This window comes from Neobacillus rhizosphaerae, assembly GCF_050477885.1.
Lineage (GTDB): Bacteria > Bacillota > Bacilli > Bacillales > Cytobacillaceae > Neobacillus > Neobacillus rhizosphaerae_A.
The window spans coordinates 24,233-42,813 of the sequence record NZ_JBCNAC010000072.1 but is presented as its reverse complement, the minus strand read 5'-3'; the positions used below and the strand labels follow the sequence as shown (position 1 = coordinate 42,813).

Below are 18,581 nucleotides of genomic sequence, written 5' to 3'. Positions count from 1 at the left end.
GAACTTTGGTAAAGCTTAAAGCCGAAGTTCTTTTTTATTTAGATGATAGCGTTCAAATAAATTTCATAATTTCTTGTTAAGGTTTTGTGAACAACAGCTTGCTTTCTGACAATATTCGACGGCTTTCCTTTTTGATTTTCCTGAATCTCGTGTGGAAATGAAATGTTTACCTATTATTTATGAAATATCAACAAGTGCAAATGAGGAAAGGTGTCGAGATTCGTGCGTTTACAAATTTTCCATTCCTTACAATAATTTAGGTGTAATAAAAAATAAAATGATGAATAAGGAGGCATATGTATGATGTATCAGGAAAAACCTTGGTTGAAGCTTTATGACCCTAGAGTGGAGGAACATGTAAGTGTAAAGCACGAATCACTCTACGATTTCTTAGAAAGTGCTGTCAATCGTTTTGGGGACAAACCTGCGTTCACCTTTTATGGAAAGGTATTCAGTTTCGATGAAACAAAAATGATGGTCGACCGGCTAGCTGCTGAATTACATAAAGAAGGTTTAAAGAAAGGTGACAGGGTGGCTATTATGCTGCCGAACTGTCCACAATACGTGTTCACCTTATTTGCTATTTTCCGCTTAGGCGGGATTGCGGTCCAAGTCAATCCAATGTATGTAGAAAGGGAAATCGCCTACGTATTGGATGACTCTGGAGCCAAGTTCATGGTTGCGCTAGATGCCTTTTATCCAAAAGTAAAGAAGGTTCAATCTGACACCTTCTTGAAAAAGGTGATAGTGGTCAGCTTTGGTGGGGAACGGAAAGACCTAGCTGAAGGGGATCATTATTTTGATGAATGCCTTCAAGCTGATGCTGAGATTCCATTAATCGAAATTGATCCACATGAGGATGTTGCCGTTTTACAGTACACAGGTGGAACAACAGGTGTGCCTAAAGGTGTCATGCTTACACACTATAACTTGCTAGCCAACTTTAATCAGGTTTGTGATTTTATTTATAACACATGTGAACAGATTCCTGAGTCGTTTAAAATGATTACGGTTCTTCCGATGTTTCATGTCTACGGCCTTTCTAGTGTGGCGCTGTGTGGTATTAGAGAGGGGGCCAATCAAATCATCCTTCCTCGCTTTGACGTGAAGGAGATAATAGAAACCATTAAGCGGGAGAAGCCATTTATCTTTGCAGGAGTTCCGACCATGTATTTTGCATTAAACAGTCAGCCTGAATTATTAAAGGACTGTGATTTAAAGGAATTGTGGTATGTAGGCAGCGGTGGTGCACCACTACCGGTTGAACAAGCAAAAACTTTTGAAAAAATAACTGGCGCTACACTAAGGGATGGATATGGTCTCTCTGAAGCGGCACCAACCATTGCGTTTAATCCACCATTTATACCTAGGAAATATGGCAGTATTGGTATTCCGGTTCAAAGTACTGTAGTGAGAATTGTTCGGGAGACGGAAGACGGGGCAATTGTAGATGTTCCTGTCGGTGAAGCGGGAGAATTAATCGTTAAGGGCCCGCAGGTTATGAAGGGGTATTGGAACCGTCCAAAAGATACAGAAGATGTGTTGAAGGATGGCTGGCTGTTTACCGGAGATATTGCTAAAATGGATGAAGAAGGGTATCTTTATATTCTTGATCGAATGAAGGACATGATAATTGCAAGCGGTTACAATGTTTATCCACGAGAAATTGAAGAAGTTCTTTACCAAATGGAGGGCGTAGAGGAAGCGATTGTAATTGGTATCCCTGATGATTATCGTGGGGAAACGGTTAAGGCGTTCATTAAGCCGATTGAAGGATATACGCTATCAACGGAGGAAATTCTCCAGTATGCTAAGGATAACCTTGCTCCATATAAGGCACCAAAAGAAGTGGAAATCCTTTCCGAGCTGCCAAAATCCTCTGTTGGTAAATTACTCAGACGAGTCCTTCGGGACGAAGAGCTTGCTAAAGTGAAAGCTTAATAGAGGGAAGTGTAACAGAAATGCCCGATCACTATTTGAGTTCGGGCATTTTTCTTCATTATTTTAAGAAGTCTAGCACTCTATCATTTACAAAATCATTCGCTTCGGTAACATAAATGTGACCTGCCCCTTGGATCGTTAGGAATTCTGCATTTGGGATTTTTTCTGCTAAGGTGACACCATTTTCATATGGTACCAGTTTATCTGCATCACCATGGATGACTAGGGTAGGAACTTGTATCTGGTCTATTTCATTGTAGGTATCATGGGTGAGACAAGCCTGAAGCTGTAACATGTAAGCATATGGCAGGATTGGGATCTCAATGCGTTTTTGGATATCTTCAGCTACCAACTCACGGTGTTCTTCCAAGAAGGACTGACTATATAGAATCGGAGCAGTAGCCCAAGCCATTTCTTCTGGTGTTGCAATGGAAGAGCCTCTTGAAAGCATGAGCATGCTGACATCTGCACCTGGTTGTACATGATTAACACCGCCCGATGTGGTACAGCCAAGAATCAGTGACCGAGTCCGTTCAGGGTACTTAATAGCCAATTTTTGAGCAATCATGCCACCCATGGAAATGCCGTATATATGGGCTGATTCAACCCCAGCCGCATCTAGGACGGCTCTAGCATCTTCTGCCATAAGATCAATTGAATAAGGCGTATTTGGTTTATCACTTAATCCTACCCCTCGGTTATCAAAAATGATCACTTGGTAGTGCTCACTTAGAGCAGGCAGTGTCCTAAACCAGGACTTGGAATTGAGTGATAACCCCATAATTAGTAGTAAAGGTTCACCTTGACCATGAACCTCATAGTAAAGATTGATTCCATTTGCTTTTGTAACAGGCATAGTTTACTACTCCTCCTTGTTAGATAATGGTAAATTATATGAGAGATTATGCCAGCAAAGAACAAGAGTAAAGGAGGAAAAAATTCCCCCTCTCTTAACTTACTATTCTATGTTTTTTCAAAAAGTTGCGAACGATTCTGTTAAAAGTCTCTTTTGACTCTAACTTGGCAATATGTCCCGTGTTTTTGAATATGACAAACTCCGAGTGGCGAATTTTTTTATGCATGAATAATTGCATCCAAACAGGGATTACTGAATCATACTGACCTCCAATAATGAGTGTTGGAATATTTATTCTCGGAAGTAGTTTCTGATTGTTCACTTGAAGACAGGCCTGAACGGATTTTAGAAAGACATCATGGTTGGGTTTATAGAATTGATGAAATTCTTCGAAGGTCTTGTTGTTCCAAGAGCTAAAAGAAATGCGAGCCGCGGTATCTTTTGACATCCTGGGGCGACTAGAGAGTGACCGAGCTTTACGGTAAGTGATTAAAAGTTTCGCGAGGCGTTTTGGCATGTAATGATACGTGCTGACGAGCAATAAGGAACGACACATTTGAGGGGCCTGACGATATAATTCTTGAGCAACCATTCCACCCATAGATAAACCACAGATGTGAGCGTTTTCAATTTTAAGCTCTTTCAATAAGGAAATAATATCACGGGCAAAGTGTGGGATGGTTATTTCTTTATTAGTAGAATGCTCACCGTGACCTCTTAAGTCAGGAATAATCAATTCGTACTGATCTGCAAACTCAAATTGATTGTTCCAGCCTTCTTTTACTTCACCAAGCCCATGAATTAAGACTAAGGGTTCACCGACACCAAAGCGCAAGTAAGGAATACCTGAGCAACTAGTAAATATTTGTCCCAAATTTCAATCCCTCCTATTGCTACTATAATAAATCTCCTTCCCATCATTTGTAAAGTGTGAAAATTCATAAAATTTTGAATAAATTTCATCATATGATGACAAATGTCCTTTTTTATGCCTTTTGTAGATGTCTAATACCATAGCTAGTCTTATATAAGAATATCATTTTTGCTGAATAGGAAGGAACGGTGGATGGTTTGGTATTTTAGTTTGAAAGTGGAACGGAAGAGAGGAATAGTTGTAATGTGGCAAAAAGCGAGAAATATTACGACAAATTTCGTCATTTTTCCTCCGTGCTGATAGAAACCTAACTTTGAAGAAAGGGATAAATATCAAGAGTAAAGCAACTAGATTGAAATCGAGTCATCCGTGGTACTAGATGATTGAGAAAAATGTCGAGAAGGAAGGGTTTACAAAATCTAATTTTACTACAATAATCATAATTATATTAATATTCTAATTAATAGATTAGTCAACTATGTTCGAAGATATGCACCAGGTTTAGTGGGGATATTGATAAGTAAATTCCTGAGGAGGCATCTGATTTTATGGTTTACCAACAAAAGCCATGGCTGAACATTTATGACCCAAGAATTGATGAACATGTTAGTATCAACCACCATTCACTTTACGATTTTTTACAAGATGCAGTAAATCGTTATAACACCAAGCCTGCATTCACCTTTTTAGGAAGAGTGTGGAGTTACCAAGAAACAAAAATACTAACCGATCACCTAGCGACAGCCCTTCATAAGGACGGTTTTCAAAAAGGCGACCGTTTAGCTATTATGCTTCCTAATTCCCCGCATTACATATTCACTTTATTTGGTACTTTTGCCCTAGGCGGAATCGCTGTTCAAGTGAATCCAATGTATGTTGAGAGAGAAATAGAACATGTTTTACATGATTCCGGCTCTGAATACATAGTTGTACTCGATACTCTTTATCCAAAAGTAAAAAAAGCTCAACCACACACATCTATTAAAAAGGTTATTGTCGTTAGCTTTGGCGGCACTAAAATGGAACTTGCTGACGGTGATTTCTATTTTGATGATTTCCTAGATCGTGAGGGAACCGTTCCTCAAATTGAAATTAATCGGAACGAAGATGTTGCCCTTTTGCAATACACTGGTGGAACAACAGGCTTCTCTAAAGGAGTCATGCTTACTCATACGAACCTCCTAGCAAACTTCAATCAAGTTTGCGATTTCTCCTATAAGGCATGCCATAACAGGCCTGAGAATTTTAAAATGATCACGGTTTTACCAATGTTTCATGTTTACGGACTTTCCAGTGTTGCACTTTGTGGAATCAGAGAGGGGGCGAATCAAATCCTGCTGCCGCGCTTTGATACGAGAGAAGTTATGGAAACAGTCAAACGTGAAAAACCGTTCCAAATGTCTGGTGTTCCAACGATGTTCATAGCACTGAACAGTCAACCGGACCTAGAGAATTATGGGTTTAATGAACTTTATTATATTAGCTGTGGCGGAGCCCCACTCCCAGTAGAAACGGCAAAAACATTCGAAGTCAGAACAGGTGCCAAGCTCTTAGATGGATATGGGCTTTCTGAAGCAGCACCAACCGTTATTTTTAACCCACCATTTGTGCCAAGGAAATATGGAAGTATTGGTATTCCAGTTCAAAGTACCATTGCCAGAATTGTTCAAGAAACAGATGAGGGATTTGTCGATGCGCCCGTTGGAGAAGCTGGGGAGTTAATCATTCAGGGTCCACAGGTAATGAAAGGTTATTGGAATCTCCCTGAAGAAACAGCTGCAGTAATCAAGGATGGTTGGTTATTTACAGGCGATGTTGCCAATATGGATGAAGATGGCTATTTTTATATCCTTGATCGTAAAAAGGACATGATTATTGCCAGTGGTTACAATGTGTATCCCCGTGAAATCGAGGAAGTGCTTTATCAACTTGAGGAAATTGAAGAAGCACTCGTAGTGGGTGTACCTGACCCGTACCGAGGGGAAACCGTAAAAGCATATGTCAAATTGAAAGCGGGTGCAATCATTTCAGAGGAACAAATTAAACAGTTTGGTAGAGAAAACCTTGCCCCATATAAGGCGCCAAAAGAAGTAGAAATACTTCCGGAATTACCAAAATCAACTGTTGGTAAATTACTAAGAAGAGTTTTAAGAGATCAAGAGAAAGCAAAAGTAAAAGCTTAATAAATGAGGTGGAGAAGATGAATATTCAAGAATTGTTTAGTTTAAAAGGAAAAACAGCAATCGTAACAGGTGGAGGAAGAGGCCTGGGTCAGCAAATTGCCGTTGCGTATGCAGAAGCTGGTGCTAACGTGGTGGTTTGTTCAAGGAACCTCGATGCTTGCCAGCAATTTACGGATGCTTTAAAAGAAAAGGGTGTACGTGCGCTAGCAATTAAATGTGATGTGTCCAATCCAGAAGATATTCAGCATGTGGTCGATGAAACAGTAAAGGAATTCGGTCGAATTGATATCCTAGTGAATAACAGCGGGACAAGCTGGGGAGCACCTGCATTAGAAATGCCTGCGGATAAATGGGATAAAGTCATGGATATTAACTTAAAAGCTGTGTTCTTATTTTCACAGGCTGTTGGGAAAATTATGGTTGAACAACGTTCGGGGAAAATTATTAATATAGCTTCTATCGCTGGAATGGGTGGACAGGATCCATTGGTGATGGATGCGATTGGTTATTCTGCAAGTAAAGGGGCTGTCATTACCTTCACCAAGGACCTAGCAGTAAAATTAGCTCCATACAATGTTCATGTTAACGCGATTGCACCAGGTTTCTTCCCAACCAAAATGGCAAAGGCGATTTTGGACTATTCAGGTGAAAAAATTCTTGAACGAACACCTGCGGGACGCTTTGGATCTGATGATGATATGAAAGGACCGGCTCTATTTTTAGCTTCTGAAGCTTCTGACTATGTTTTTGGTCATGTGTTAGTTGTCGATGGTGGAACGACGGCAGGCGTTCAATAAGATTGTTCCTTTGGAAACAAGATGATCTGAACACTAAATTTCTTAAAAGTTTTGTGAATTTTGCAGGACACTACTTGAACACTTATTAAATGTATGTTTTATTTAACATACCAACCGGTTAGTTAGAGGGATTGATATGGATTCTATGCAACGTGATAGGGAAGCTTATTATAAAAAAATAGAAGCACAATTGAATAAAAGAATCCATGCCAGTACCAATAACCGAACTTTTACATTGGCAGCAGGCAGAGCGCTCGATTCACATCTGAAAAGGGTAAAGATTCACAGAAGGTTAACAATTAGATGGCTAAATCATATAGGCTTGGTGAATAAAGATGAACTAGCGGCACTTTCTGTCAGGATCGTTGACTATGAGGGGAAATTAGATAGTCTTGATGAGCAGATGTTTACCATTAACAAAAGCCAGCATAAAAATCAACTCCTGCTAAACACCATTTACCATTCGTTGGAAGAATGGGTAGCTTTTTTAAGAAATGAAATGAAGGAACTACATAGTAGTAAAATGACCAACTTAGAAAAAGAATTACTAGAATTAAAGCAATTATTTAAGGAAGAATCCGATTTGGAGGAGATCGACAATGACAGAAAAAAATGAACAAGTATTGAATCAAAAATCTGAGGATGCAGTGGAAAAGGACTTAACTAGCTTAGATATGCTTTGGAGGCTTGGTTTTGATGAATTAGAGGCATGGAAAGAGCGCTTTAACAAGCGAGATGAGCGTTTCCTTGAGTCTGTAAGAAGCTATGTGGAGAAGGTAAAAAAAGATCAGGAGAATTTTGTCACGATTGCTGCTCAATTTAGTATGGAACTGAAGGATTGGGAAAAGGCTGCACGTGAAGAGCTACTAGCAACCACCACGACTTTACAGTATTTTTTCCCAGTTAAGTCATATGAAGAAATTAATAGGGTAGTAGATGATATTCAAAATAAAACCGCTCATCTATTATTAACCCCTGCACAAGCGATAACCACAGGTCAATTGCAAGCACTTGACAAATATGTGGAAACAGTCGAGCAATATGTTGCTTTTAGAAAAAGTGCGAGAGAAAAATATATTGATAGCGTAATGAAAACAACAAATGTGTTATATGAAAATCAAAAGATGTTTGTGAATCTATTCGCTAAGCAGGTTAAAAACACGATGTTACCATTTCAAAAGTATATGAAAAATATGACAGAATATAGCAAATCATAATGAGGTGAATAACATGACAGGCCAAAAACCTTACGATCCATATGAATATCTACACAAGTTCAGCCAACTTTGGGAAAAGCAAATGAATGATTTTATCTACCTTTGGACAGATAACAAGGAATTTGTGAAAATGTCGCATCTAGGCACTGAAATTCATTCACGGTACCTAGAAGCGTTTAAAAAGAATCAAGAGGCGTTGGCAGGTGCATTAAATTTACCAACTAAAAACGATGTGTCCAATGTAGCTGCATTAACGTTACAAACGGAAGAAAAAATAGAAGCACTAGAAGAGCAAATATGGGATTTACAAGATAGTATAAAATCTCAAAGCAAGGAAATTGGAAGTGTTGTTGAGGTTTCCAAGGAGATTATTAAACTTACAAAGCAACTTAAAACAGAACTGGTAAAAACAAAAAAAGAACTGGCAGATACAAGGGATTTACATGAAGAAATCCAAGAAATGAAATTTGAGTTGATGAAATTAAATCAGTTTAAAGAAGAGTTTGAAACGCTTAAAAACCTTATTGAAAAAAAAGACAAACAATCTGAGCCTGTGTTAACAGGAGCTGGTACGACAATTTAATAGGAGGGGGTGCAGTATAATGGGGACTGAGGCACCATTCAAAGAAGTACTCCCGACTTTTGATTTTGAAAAAGAAATGAAGCGCTGGGAGCATCTATTCAAGGTATTTAGTCAACCTGAACCAACAGTTGGGCATACTCCAAGAAACGAAGTATGGAGGAAAAATAAATCAGTTTTATGGCATTACCCTGCCAAACAGAAAAAATATGAAATACCCTTGTTTTTTGTCTATTCTCTTTTTAACAAGCCATATATTTTAGATATTGCTCCAAAAGCAAGTGTGATAGAAGGGTTAACGAACAAGGGTTATGAAGTGTATCTTTTAGACTGGGGTTCACCAGGATATGAAGATAAGAAAATGGGACTCGATACTTATATTGATAAATACTTAAGAACAGCAGTTAAGCGGGCGATTCGGCACTCTGAAGCAGACGAAATCACTCTTATTGGATACTGCCTAGGTGGAACAATTGCCTCCATTTATGCAGCAATCGCAGAAGAACCTATTAAAAATTTAATTGTTGCTACTGTTCCAATTGACTTTAAGCCATTTATTGGTCCTGAAAAATGGGCTGAAGGAATGAGAAACGGTGATATCAATATCGACCGGTTTATCGATGTGTACGGGCTTGTATCACCTGATTTAGTAACGGGGATGTTCCGCGCGATGGGGGCACCTGTTTATTTTACTAACTATACTATGCTTTTAAGTCGAGCATACGACAGCCGTTATGTTGAAAAATGGCGTCGGATGAATAAATGGACACTTGATCAAGTTCCATTTGCCGGTGAAGCATACAGACAATTAGCCAATGATCTCTTTAAGGAGAACAAGCTGGTTAAAGGGGAATTAGTTATTGGAAATAAAAAGGTTGACCTGAAAAATATTAAGGCAAATTTATACGTGGTGTCAGGGTCTAGAGACAATTTAATTTTAGAAGAACAAAGTAAACCAATTATGGATTTGGTGTCTAGTGAAGACAAGACTTATATTAGTGTGGAGGCAGGACATGTTAGCCTTGCACTATCTGGTTTGTTTGCTGGGATTGTGGACCAATGGGCTTCTAAGAGATCAAACAACTTGTAAAAAGAGTTAGTCATAAAATTAGGTACAAGAACAAATAAACTATGTATGGGCATTGGGAGTGGGAAAGGAATTCTCCTTCCCACTAGCTTGCCTTTTTATGTTTAATTAAAAAGTTACGAAGCACTTGATTAAATGCATCCTTCGCCTCGAGTTTGGCGATATGTCCCGTATTTCTAAAAATAACAAACTCTGATTGAGGAATTTGTTTATGCATGAATAATTGAACCCACACGGGAATGACCGAATCATATTGTCCGCCAATAATTAAGGTAGGAACCTTAATGGTTGGGAGCAGGCTTAAATTATTCACATGAAGACATGCTTCCATCGACTTGAAGTAAAATTCTTTCTTCGGCTGGTAAAATTGATAAAATGAATCAAAGTTTTCTTTTGTCCATGAATAGAGGCAGACCTTTGCTGCGGTTTCTCGAAGGACATCGGGAGATTTATTTTCAACTCGAGCCTGGCGAAACTTTAAGAATAACTTCCCTAATCGCCTAGGAGCATAATGAAAAGTACTTACAAGCATTAATGAGCGGCACATCTCAGGGGCTTGACGATAAATTTCCTGAGCTACCATGCCACCCATCGATAACCCACATATGTGTGCGCTTTCAATCTCAAGCTCTTTTAACAAACATATAATATCTTGAGCAAAGTTTGGAATGCTTATCTCACCTGGTGATATATATTCACCGTGTCCCCGTAAATCTGGAATAATTAACTCATACTGATCGGCAAATTCAAATTGGTTTGACCAACCCTCCTTCACCTCTCCAAGTCCATGAATAAATACTAAAGGTTCACCCACACCAAACCGCAAATAAGGAATTTTGGAACAATGGTTATATACTTCTCCCAATTTTGATTCCTCCTAATGTTTTTATAAACATATGTTGCCAAGATTTGTTAGGTGTAAACATTTATAAAATTCTGACTAATTAAATATATAGAAGTAGTGGTTATATTATTACATATATATGTAAAGTACATATATTAAACGAGCTGTTGAGTTGTATACTTTTGAGTTATAATAAATGGAAAGTACTAATGAAAATGAGGTTTTTTGTATGATTAAAAGGTATATGACATTTCAAAAAAATAATGGGATTGCTCCGTATATTTGGACCGTGCTTGGCATATTACCTTTTTATTTTATTTTTCAAGCACCATCGACTATCGAGATTGTTGTAGGAATTTTACTAACTCTGCTATTTTTTATCCTTTACCGAATTGCCTTTATTTCAAAAGGTTGGCCAGTCTATCTTTGGACATTAATCCTAATTGGCATTTCCATTACTGCGACTAACCTGTTCAACTATGTTTACTTTGCTTTTTTTCTTGCTTATTTTATTGGCAATATTAAAGACAGAGTTGCCTTCCTCACTTTATATTTTATTCATTTAATCAGTACTTCGGCATCAATCAACTATAGCATTGTCATGCAAGAGAAGCTATTTCTACAGCAGCTGCCCTTCGTTATCATCATTTGGATCAGTGTCATTCTTCTCCCTTTTAGCATTTACAATCGGAAGGAGAGGGGGCAGCTTGAGGAAAAACTGGAAGATGCGAACAAAAGGATTTCTGAACTGGTTAAACTGGAAGAGCGTCAGCGCATTGCCCGGGACCTTCATGACACACTTGGACAAAAGCTGTCACTAATTGGTTTAAAGACGGACTTGGCAAGGAAACTAATTTCAAAAGATCCGGACCAGGCTAAATCTGAATTAAAGGATGTTCAGCAAACCGCTAGAACAGCATTAAGCGAGGTAAGGAAGATGGTTTCTTCCATGCGGGGGATTCGTCTAAAGGATGAAATTCAACGAGTGAAACAAATCATTAAGGCAGCTCAAATCCATTTTATCAGCGAAGGTGAATTTACTTTATCGAATGTTTCCCTGTTAACCGAAAATATATTAAGTATGTGCTTGAAAGAGGCCGTGAACAATGTGGTCAAACACAGCGAGGCCAAGAACTGTATTATTTCCATCGAACAATCGTGGAAAGAAACGGTTCTTACGATACGCGATGACGGTAGATTTAAAGGAGACACTGAAAAATTGGCTGAAGGACATGGTCTGATTGGCATGAAAGAACGATTGGAATTTATTAATGGCAGCTTGGAGCTTGTAACAAAGGAAGGTACAACATTAATGATCAGAGTACCAAATGATGTGAAGCAAGCCGTAGAGAAGGAGGACCAGAAATGATTAATATTGTTATCGCCGAAGATCAGCAAATGTTATTAGGAGCATTTGGTTCACTGCTAAATTTAGAGAATGATATGGAAGTAGTCGGGAAGGCGTCAAATGGGGAAGAAGCTGTCACGTTGGTAAAAAAATTAAAGCCGGACGTCTGTATTATGGACATTGAAATGCCTGGAAAGAGCGGGCTGGAAGCAGCAGAAGAATTAAAAGGCTCAGGCTGTAAAGTAATCATTTTAACCACTTTTGCCCGAACAGGTTATTTCCAACGTGCATTAAAGGCTGGGGTAAGCGGTTATTTATTGAAGGATAGTCCAAGTGAGGAACTGGCAAACTCGATCCGCAGTGTGATGGCAGGAAGACGAATTTATGCGCCAGAATTAATGGATGATGTATATGGAGAGGAAAATCCTTTAACGGATCGAGAAAGAGAAGTGTTAGAGTTAGTTGCAGATGGAAAGAATACAAAAGAAATTGCAGAAGAACTCAGTATAAAAACGGGGACAGTTCGAAACTACATTTCAATTATCTTAGATAAGTTAGAAGTGAAAAATCGTATAGAAGCAATTACTCAATCGAAAGAAAAGGGTTGGTTTAAATAAGGTGTGATGACCGGTGCAGCCACCGGTTCATTACACCTTTTTTACTTTATCAATGATCGGCTGTTGCTTGAAAATTTTCTGAAAAGCCTTTGATATATTCGAATACTTCAAAGGGGCGTTCCTCTGGAAGGGCATGGCCTGTTTCTTTTAATACAACTAGTTCAGAGTTTACTAAATCCTTGTTTAACTTCTCCCCAACTGTAAGTGGCATGGAATTGTCATGATCCCCCCAAAGTAATAAGCAGGGGGTTGTTATTTGTTTAAGAGCCTCAGGTGGAAGATCTCCTTCACGATCACGAATCATCCTTGTAAGTGCAATGAAGATTTCATCTTGTAAAAAGGGCTGTAGGTAGCCATTAATCATTTCATCATTAATGATGGAGTGATTATAGAGAGCATCCTGTAGGTTTTTCCTCACACCCGTTCTTGCAAACCAATACTTCACAAAAAGATGGAAATAGGGAATGTAGCTTGTCAGGATTAAGGGCAATTTAGATCGTTTGAGATAAGCAGAGCTACAAAGAAGAATCGCCTTGTCAGCAATTTCAGGCATCATATGAAGAATATTCAACACAATTTGACCACCCATGGAATGGCCGATAAAGGTCATTTTTTTTAAACCTAATGACTCAGTTAGTTTAATTACGGTTTGGGCAAGATTTTTATAAGAATATACATATCGATTGCATTTTGCACTCTTTCCGAAAGGAGGAAGATCAATCGATAACACTTGATATTCCTTTTTCATTAATGATATGAGATGGCGAAATGTAAAGGTGGAAGAAAGAAAACCATGCAATAAAACAAATGTCTTATCTGATTTTGGATTCGGATAAAACTCATAATAAACATCGATGTTATTTACGGGGTGATAGCCAGTTAATGCAGCTTGTTCCATACATATTTTCCTCCTGTTCCCTCAAAAAGATAGTTGAAGTTACTGTTCCCTAAATCTTTGCCCTTCACACCAAAAAGTTGAAAGCCATATCCATAAAAAATTTTTTTGAAATTTCCAAAATAAAATGTTTGAATTTTTAGAAAACTCCTTGTATAATGAAAAAAAGCTCAAGGAGTTGATTTCCATGGAAAAGAAATTATTAAATTCACCACAACATTCGGATGAGAACGCAGATGCTGTAGTTGCTGAGATGTTTCTAAACAATGTCCTGCTTGAATTCAAGAGGGAGAAAATCCGAAAGGAAATCGACCAAACATTACAAGACGGAAACAAGGACCTATTCTTAAAACTAACGGAAGAATTAAAGAAAATTTCTTAGGACATTTACTAATGAACGTACACACTTAAAGGAAGCCCTATCCGAAATGGATAGGGCTTCTTGTCCGTTTAAAACGTTCATTCGGTTTAAACTCATTTTGGACGTCAGGCAGTATTCTTTATGTGGTACCTGATGCCCTTTTCAAGTATGATGAAAAAAGAGTAAAGTTTAGGAGTGAATTGATTGAAGAAACTTCATTTATATAGTAAAAAGATTCCTTATACCTATTCTAGTTTTTTTAGACAATACCGTTCATTAGCGGCAAATGAGACCCATAATGTGTTACTAGAAAGTGGTCGCGGCGGGCGTTACAGTATTGCAGCATTTCAACCTGAGACGGTTTTTAAAGGAAAAAATCATGAGTTGGAAATCGAAAATGAAAGCGGTACCCAAAAGTTGGAAGGGAATCCACTTCACTTACTCAAGGAATGGATGAGTGGTTTTCATGTTGATAAAATTGAAGGACTTCCGAGCTTCCTTGGTGGAGCGATTGGTTACATAAGCTACGATTATGCTCGTTACATAGAAGAACTCCCATCCCTTGCAGAAGATGACATTGGCATTCCGGAAATCTACTTTTTTATTGTAAAGGAATGGTTTGTATTTGATCATAAAGAGGACCTTCTTTGGATCTTTATTTTGGCTGAAAATGATGAAGGTATAGATCAGCGATTAGGATTTTTGGAAAAACGCTGGCTCGAGGAAACACCTTCCGACCCAACGGTTAAAACAAGTCTAAACGAGTTGAATCACTTACAGGTTTCAATGACAGAAGAGGAGTTCCAACAGGCCGTAAGAAAAGTTCAACATTATATTTCACGAGGTGATGTATTCCAGGTAAATCTAGCGGTTCGCCAATCAAAACCGATGGGGGTTCAGGCGATTGAGGTGTATGAAAAATTAAGAGCCTTGAATCCATCTCCATATATGGGGTACCTACATACTCCAGAATTTCAGCTGGTAAGTGGATCACCCGAGCTTCTTGTGAAAAAGGATGGAACAGAAGTAAGCACAAGGCCAATTGCAGGGACGCGTTCAAGAGGGAAGGACCATGAGGAAGATATCGCCCTTGCAAATGAATTAATTGAAAATGAGAAGGAACGGGCAGAGCATGTCATGCTTGTGGATTTAGAAAGAAATGACCTTGGTAGAGTTTGTAAGTACGGAACGGTTGAGGTCAATGAATTCATGACGATTGAAAAATACTCTCATGTCATGCACATTGTTTCCAATGTTCGAGGGGAATTGGCAGAAGGGAAATCATGCTTTGACATTATTGATGCTGTATTCCCAGGTGGAACAATTACTGGTGCCCCGAAAGTTCGAACAATGGAAATTATCGAAGAGCTAGAGTCCGTTCAAAGAGGAGTATATACGGGGTCGCTGGGGTGGATTGATTTTAGTGGAGACTTAGAATTAAATATTATCATTCGAACCATGCTTGTGAAGGATGGGATGGCACATGTCCAAGCAGGTGCAGGTATTGTCATCGATTCTAACCCTAAACATGAATACAAAGAATCTATGAAAAAAGCCGCAGCTTTATGGAAAGCAAAAGAAATGGCAGAGGAGTAAACAGCGATGATTTTTATGATTGATAATTACGATTCCTTTACCTTTAACTTAGTCCAATATTTAGGTGAACTCGGGGAAGAATTAGTAGTGAAACGCAACAACCAAACGACAATCGAAGAGATTGAGAGGCTGCGTCCCGAATTCTTAATGGTCTCTCCAGGCCCATGCAGTCCAAATGAGGCGGGAATCAGTTTGGAGGCTATCAAGGAGTTTGCTGGTAAAATACCAATATTCGGTGTGTGTCTAGGTCAACAAGCGATTGCTCAAGCTTTTGGTGGTCAAGTGGTCCAGGCAGAGAGGCTAATGCACGGAAAAACTTCTGAAATGTACCATGATGGAAAAACGATTTTTCAAGGGTTGCCAAATCCTTTTCCAGCGACCCGCTATCACTCCTTAATTGTAAAAAGAGAAACATTGCCGGATTGCTTTGAAATCTCTGCTTGGACAAAAGTAGGGGAAATCATGGCGATTCGCCATAAGGACCTTCCAATCGAGGGTGTACAGTTTCATCCGGAATCGATTATGACTTCCTGCGGAAAAGAGCTGCTGCAAAACTTCGTTGATCACTATAAACTCGCTGCAGTTCCAAAAGGAATTTAAGATGTTAATTTATTTAAACGGTCAATTTATAAACAAAGAAGATGCATGGATTTCCCCGTTTGATCATGGCTTCTTATATGGCATCGGCTTATTTGAAACGTTCCGGGTGTATGAAGGCCATCCATTTTTATTAGATGACCATTTAGAACGGCTTAACGAGGGGTTGGATGAACTCTTTATTAATCATCGTTTTACACGTGATGAAGTCAATAAAATCTTGCAGGAATTAATAGAAGTCAACAAGCTGACGAATGCCTATATTCGGTTAAATGTCTCCGCTGGAATAGGTGAAGTTGGTTTACAGGTAGAACCCTACCTACAACCGAATCTGATTATTTTTCCTAAGCCCTTACCTCCTGCCGGCGACTTAAGTGAAAAAAAGGCAGTCCTGTTGAAGATAAAGCGAAACAGCCCAGAAGGGAATATGCGTTTAAAGTCACATCATTTTTTAAATAATGTACTGGCAAAAAGAGAAATCGGAAATGAGCCAGACATAGAAGGTATTTTCCTAAATGAGCATGGGTATCTAGCGGAAGGCATTGTTTCTAATCTTTTTTGGATAAAAGGAAATGTCTTATTTACCCCTGCTGTACATACCGGCATCTTAAATGGAATTACTCGCCAGTTTGTCATTCAATTAGGCTGGAAAAACAAATTGCACGTTCAAGAGGGATTATACTCAATGGAACAAGCACTTGAGGCAGATGAAATGTTTGTCACTAATTCTATTCAAGAGATCGTGCCAATTACTTGTTTTGAAGGAACTCACTTCCCGGGGAAAAAAGGGAAGTGGGTTCAGCAGCTCCATCAGGATTATCAACAGTATTGTAATTTTCTGTGGTCCAGACATTCTGTAGGGAGGGAGTAGTTTGCAAGAGCGAATACTAGAAGAAATAAAAAGGCTGGAAGAGCAACACGATATAAAAATTTGCTTTGTAGTAGAATCAGGAAGCAGGGCATGGGGATTTCCATCCAAGGATAGTGATTATGATGTCCGGTTTATCTATGTTCATAGAAAAGAGTGGTATTTGAGCATTGATCAGAAGCGGGATGTGATTGAACTACCAATAAATGACCTTCTCGATATGAACGGGTGGGAATTGCGAAAAGCCCTACAGCTTTTTAGAAAATCCAATCCGCCGTTAATGGAGTGGCTACATTCTGGAATTGTCTATTATCAAGCGTTTTCTCTCGTAGACAAAATGAAGGCGATCCAAGAGAAGGTATTTCAGCCCCATTCTGCGCTTTATCATTATCTAAACATGGCAAAGGGTAACTATCGTGACTATCTTCAAGGAGATCATGTGAAAATAAAGAAATATTTTTATGTCCTTCGGCCCATATTGGCCTGTATGTGGATTGAAAAATATAATACTGTTCCTCCTATTCTGTTTCAAGAATTGGTTATGGATTTACTTGGAGAGGGTGAGCTTAAACAAGAGATTCTTACCTTGCTAGAAAGGAAAATAAGAGGGGATGAGCTGAAACTCGAGCCAAAGGTTACTACGATAAACGAATTTCTAGAAAATGAACTGATACGACTAGAGGAATACACGAAGTCTTTAAAGATAATTAAAGAGGATTTTACCCCATTACTCGATAAGTTATTTAGAGAGGTCATCGAGGAAGTGTGGTTATAATTTCAGACATTTTTCCGCTTGGAATCCAAGCGGTTTTTTTGTGCATAAAAAATTTCCCGGGACAAAAAAACAGGAAATGTGACAAATTTTTTACTTTTATTGTTTACATATAAGGAAACCACTGGTAAGATAAAAACGTATTCAAAAATTGAATGTATAAAATAATAATAAATTCATAAATTGAAGAAAGGGGTGATTATGTGAGTATACCAGTAGTAAAACTAAATGAAAGTAAGAGTTTCATAGCAAAAAAGGAAAAGAAAAAAACCTTCTCCATAGCTCCCTTGTTGTTTATCCTACCAGCTATTGTTCCACTTCTAATCTTCTGGGTTTATCCAATGGGAAAATCCTTGCTTATAAGTTTTACAGATTGGGACTATGTAAGCCCCGATTATGAATTTGTGGGCATTAGCAATTATACAGACCTATTAACGGATCCAACCTTTTACTCCGTTCTCTTAAATACATTTGTGTTTTCAATGGGGGTTGTCGTTCCCTGTGTTGTAGGTGGCTTGTTGTTGGCTTTGTTAGTAAGTGGAAAGAGTAAGGGAATGGGGATTTATCGAACATTAATATTTTCACCATGGGTAACTCCCGCTGTCGCCGTTTCAATTGTATGGTCATGGATTTATGAACCGAAAGTAGGATTTGCCAATTGGGTCCTTAACTTACTTCACCTTCCAGGTCTAGATTGGACTTCCAGCTCAACTTGGGCTATGCCAGCAGTAATCATCGTTAGCATTTGGAAAGGGATAGGTTGGACAATGATTTTTTACTTAAATGCATTGAAAAAGGTTCCCGTTAGCCTTTATGAAGCGGCTTCATTAGATGGAGCAAGTAAATGGCGTCGATTTGTACATATTACGGTTCCAATCATTTCACCAACAACCCTATTCCTGGTAGTCATTACCTCAATTGATGCACTCCAGGCTTATGACCAAATTCAAGTGCTAACTCAAGGAGGTCCAGCTGGAAGTACTAGAACCATGCTATATTTCTATTACCAAACCGCGTTTGAGGAATTTAACATGGGTAAGGCAACCGCAACGGCCATTCTATTAGTGCTAATTACTGCGGTATTCTCGTTCATACAGTTTCTATTATCCAAACGTTGGGTGCATTACCAATAAAAGAAAGGGGGCTAG

Annotated in this window: 19 protein-coding genes; 15 read left to right on the top strand and 4 right to left on the bottom strand. The window is 38.7% G+C overall.

Features of this window, described 5'->3' with window-relative positions; translation table 11 throughout:
* The first annotated feature begins 300 nt into the window (after window positions 1–300).
* A complete protein-coding gene (locus ABES03_RS09610) occupies window positions 301–1,941 on the top strand; it encodes a long-chain-fatty-acid--CoA ligase (protein ID WP_430117072.1) in 1,641 nt (546 codons plus the stop codon).
* Window positions 1,942–1,999: 58 nt separating this feature from the next.
* Here ABES03_RS09610 and ABES03_RS09605 read toward each other — a convergent pair whose 3' ends face one another.
* Both ABES03_RS09605 and ABES03_RS09600 read right to left on the bottom strand, forming a co-directional pair.
* Window positions 2,000–2,797 carry an alpha/beta fold hydrolase gene (locus ABES03_RS09605; RefSeq protein WP_430117071.1) on the bottom strand — a complete coding sequence of 266 codons (798 nt, stop codon included), beginning with the start codon at window positions 2,795–2,797 and terminating at the stop codon, window positions 2,000–2,002.
* 94 nt (window positions 2,798–2,891) lie between these two features.
* A complete protein-coding gene (locus ABES03_RS09600) occupies window positions 2,892–3,671 on the bottom strand; it encodes an alpha/beta fold hydrolase (protein WP_430117070.1) in 780 nt (259 codons plus the stop codon).
* A 548-nt stretch (window positions 3,672–4,219) separates the two neighbouring features.
* Between ABES03_RS09600 and ABES03_RS09595 the strand changes: the two genes are divergently transcribed.
* The 6 genes from ABES03_RS09595 (at window position 4,220) to ABES03_RS09570 (ending at window position 9,538) form a co-directional block, all read left to right on the top strand.
* Complete coding sequence (locus tag ABES03_RS09595) at window positions 4,220–5,854, top strand: long-chain-fatty-acid--CoA ligase (protein ID WP_430117069.1); 1,635 nt, start codon at window positions 4,220–4,222, stop codon at window positions 5,852–5,854.
* 17 nt (window positions 5,855–5,871) lie between these two features.
* Window positions 5,872–6,651, top strand: a complete 780-nt coding sequence (locus tag ABES03_RS09590; RefSeq protein ID WP_430117068.1) for an SDR family oxidoreductase — start codon at window positions 5,872–5,874, stop codon at window positions 6,649–6,651.
* A 136-nt stretch (window positions 6,652–6,787) separates the two neighbouring features.
* On the top strand, window positions 6,788–7,267 hold the full coding sequence (locus ABES03_RS09585; RefSeq protein WP_430117067.1) for a hypothetical protein: 480 nt from the start codon (window positions 6,788–6,790) through the stop codon (window positions 7,265–7,267).
* Window positions 7,251–7,868 carry a hypothetical protein gene (locus tag ABES03_RS09580; protein WP_430117066.1) on the top strand — a complete coding sequence of 206 codons (618 nt, stop codon included), beginning with the start codon at window positions 7,251–7,253 and terminating at the stop codon, window positions 7,866–7,868. Before ABES03_RS09585 ends, ABES03_RS09580 begins: the two co-directional genes overlap by 17 nt.
* 13 nt (window positions 7,869–7,881) lie before the next feature.
* Window positions 7,882–8,451, top strand: a complete 570-nt coding sequence (locus tag ABES03_RS09575) for a polyhydroxyalkanoate biosynthesis repressor PhaR (RefSeq protein WP_430117065.1) — start codon at window positions 7,882–7,884, stop codon at window positions 8,449–8,451.
* 19 nt (window positions 8,452–8,470) lie between these two features.
* Window positions 8,471–9,538, top strand: a complete 1,068-nt coding sequence (locus ABES03_RS09570; protein ID WP_430117064.1) for an alpha/beta fold hydrolase — start codon at window positions 8,471–8,473, stop codon at window positions 9,536–9,538.
* An 82-nt stretch (window positions 9,539–9,620) separates the two neighbouring features.
* Here the strand turns inward: ABES03_RS09570 and ABES03_RS09565 are convergent, their stop codons facing one another.
* The gene (locus ABES03_RS09565; RefSeq protein WP_430117063.1) at window positions 9,621–10,400 is read right to left on the bottom strand and encodes an alpha/beta fold hydrolase; all 780 of its coding nucleotides are present in this window, start codon (window positions 10,398–10,400) and stop codon (window positions 9,621–9,623) included.
* 208 nt (window positions 10,401–10,608) lie between these two features.
* Between ABES03_RS09565 and ABES03_RS09560 the strand changes: the two genes are divergently transcribed.
* Together ABES03_RS09560 and ABES03_RS09555 are read left to right on the top strand one after the other, a co-directional pair.
* A complete protein-coding gene (locus tag ABES03_RS09560; RefSeq protein ID WP_430117062.1) occupies window positions 10,609–11,748 on the top strand; it encodes a sensor histidine kinase in 1,140 nt (379 codons plus the stop codon).
* Window positions 11,745–12,344, top strand: coding sequence for a response regulator (locus tag ABES03_RS09555; RefSeq protein WP_430117061.1), 600 nt, complete (start codon window positions 11,745–11,747; stop codon window positions 12,342–12,344). Before ABES03_RS09560 ends, ABES03_RS09555 begins: the two co-directional genes overlap by 4 nt.
* Window positions 12,345–12,393: 49 nt before the next feature.
* Here the strand turns inward: ABES03_RS09555 and ABES03_RS09550 are convergent, their stop codons facing one another.
* Entirely contained in the window at window positions 12,394–13,242 is an 849-nt protein-coding gene (locus ABES03_RS09550) for an alpha/beta fold hydrolase (RefSeq protein WP_430117060.1), read from the bottom strand.
* A 184-nt stretch (window positions 13,243–13,426) separates the two neighbouring features.
* On the opposite strand from ABES03_RS09550, the gene ABES03_RS09545 reads away from it, so the two are divergent.
* From ABES03_RS09545 to ABES03_RS09520, 6 genes are all read left to right on the top strand, one after another.
* Complete coding sequence (locus ABES03_RS09545) at window positions 13,427–13,621, top strand: IDEAL domain-containing protein (RefSeq protein ID WP_335527214.1); 195 nt, start codon at window positions 13,427–13,429, stop codon at window positions 13,619–13,621.
* A gap of 183 nt (window positions 13,622–13,804) precedes the next feature.
* Complete coding sequence (pabB, locus tag ABES03_RS09540; protein ID WP_430117059.1) at window positions 13,805–15,196, top strand: aminodeoxychorismate synthase, component I; 1,392 nt, start codon at window positions 13,805–13,807, stop codon at window positions 15,194–15,196.
* Between the two features lie 6 nt (window positions 15,197–15,202).
* On the top strand, window positions 15,203–15,796 hold the full coding sequence (gene pabA, locus ABES03_RS09535; protein WP_430117058.1) for an aminodeoxychorismate/anthranilate synthase component II: 594 nt from the start codon (window positions 15,203–15,205) through the stop codon (window positions 15,794–15,796).
* A gap of 1 nt (window position 15,797) precedes the next feature.
* On the top strand, window positions 15,798–16,664 hold the full coding sequence (gene pabC / locus ABES03_RS09530; protein ID WP_430117057.1) for an aminodeoxychorismate lyase: 867 nt from the start codon (window positions 15,798–15,800) through the stop codon (window positions 16,662–16,664).
* A 1-nt stretch (window position 16,665) separates the two neighbouring features.
* Entirely contained in the window at window positions 16,666–17,436 is a 771-nt protein-coding gene (locus ABES03_RS09525) for a nucleotidyltransferase domain-containing protein (protein WP_430117056.1), read from the top strand.
* A gap of 275 nt (window positions 17,437–17,711) precedes the next feature.
* The gene (locus tag ABES03_RS09520) at window positions 17,712–18,566 is read left to right on the top strand and encodes a carbohydrate ABC transporter permease (protein ID WP_430117082.1); all 855 of its coding nucleotides are present in this window, start codon (window positions 17,712–17,714) and stop codon (window positions 18,564–18,566) included.
* Window positions 18,567–18,581: the final 15 nt, after the last annotated feature.

Coding starts and splice junctions, on each gene's coding strand:
- ABES03_RS09610 (WP_430117072.1), top strand. CDS start 301: ATGATGTATCAGGAAAAACCTTGGTTGAAGCTTTATGACCCTAGAGTG.
- ABES03_RS09605 (WP_430117071.1), bottom strand. CDS start 2,797: ATGCCTGTTACAAAAGCAAATGGAATCAATCTTTACTATGAGGTTCAT.
- ABES03_RS09595 (WP_430117069.1), top strand. CDS start 4,220: ATGGTTTACCAACAAAAGCCATGGCTGAACATTTATGACCCAAGAATT.
- ABES03_RS09590 (WP_430117068.1), top strand. CDS start 5,872: ATGAATATTCAAGAATTGTTTAGTTTAAAAGGAAAAACAGCAATCGTA.
- ABES03_RS09585 (WP_430117067.1), top strand. CDS start 6,788: ATGGATTCTATGCAACGTGATAGGGAAGCTTATTATAAAAAAATAGAA.
- ABES03_RS09580 (WP_430117066.1), top strand. CDS start 7,251: ATGACAGAAAAAAATGAACAAGTATTGAATCAAAAATCTGAGGATGCA.
- ABES03_RS09575 (WP_430117065.1), top strand. CDS start 7,882: ATGACAGGCCAAAAACCTTACGATCCATATGAATATCTACACAAGTTC.
- ABES03_RS09570 (WP_430117064.1), top strand. CDS start 8,471: ATGGGGACTGAGGCACCATTCAAAGAAGTACTCCCGACTTTTGATTTT.
- ABES03_RS09560 (WP_430117062.1), top strand. CDS start 10,609: ATGATTAAAAGGTATATGACATTTCAAAAAAATAATGGGATTGCTCCG.
- ABES03_RS09555 (WP_430117061.1), top strand. CDS start 11,745: ATGATTAATATTGTTATCGCCGAAGATCAGCAAATGTTATTAGGAGCA.
- ABES03_RS09550 (WP_430117060.1), bottom strand. CDS start 13,242: ATGGAACAAGCTGCATTAACTGGCTATCACCCCGTAAATAACATCGAT.
- ABES03_RS09545 (WP_335527214.1), top strand. CDS start 13,427: ATGGAAAAGAAATTATTAAATTCACCACAACATTCGGATGAGAACGCA.
- pabA (WP_430117058.1), top strand. CDS start 15,203: ATGATTTTTATGATTGATAATTACGATTCCTTTACCTTTAACTTAGTC.
- pabC (WP_430117057.1), top strand. CDS start 15,798: ATGTTAATTTATTTAAACGGTCAATTTATAAACAAAGAAGATGCATGG.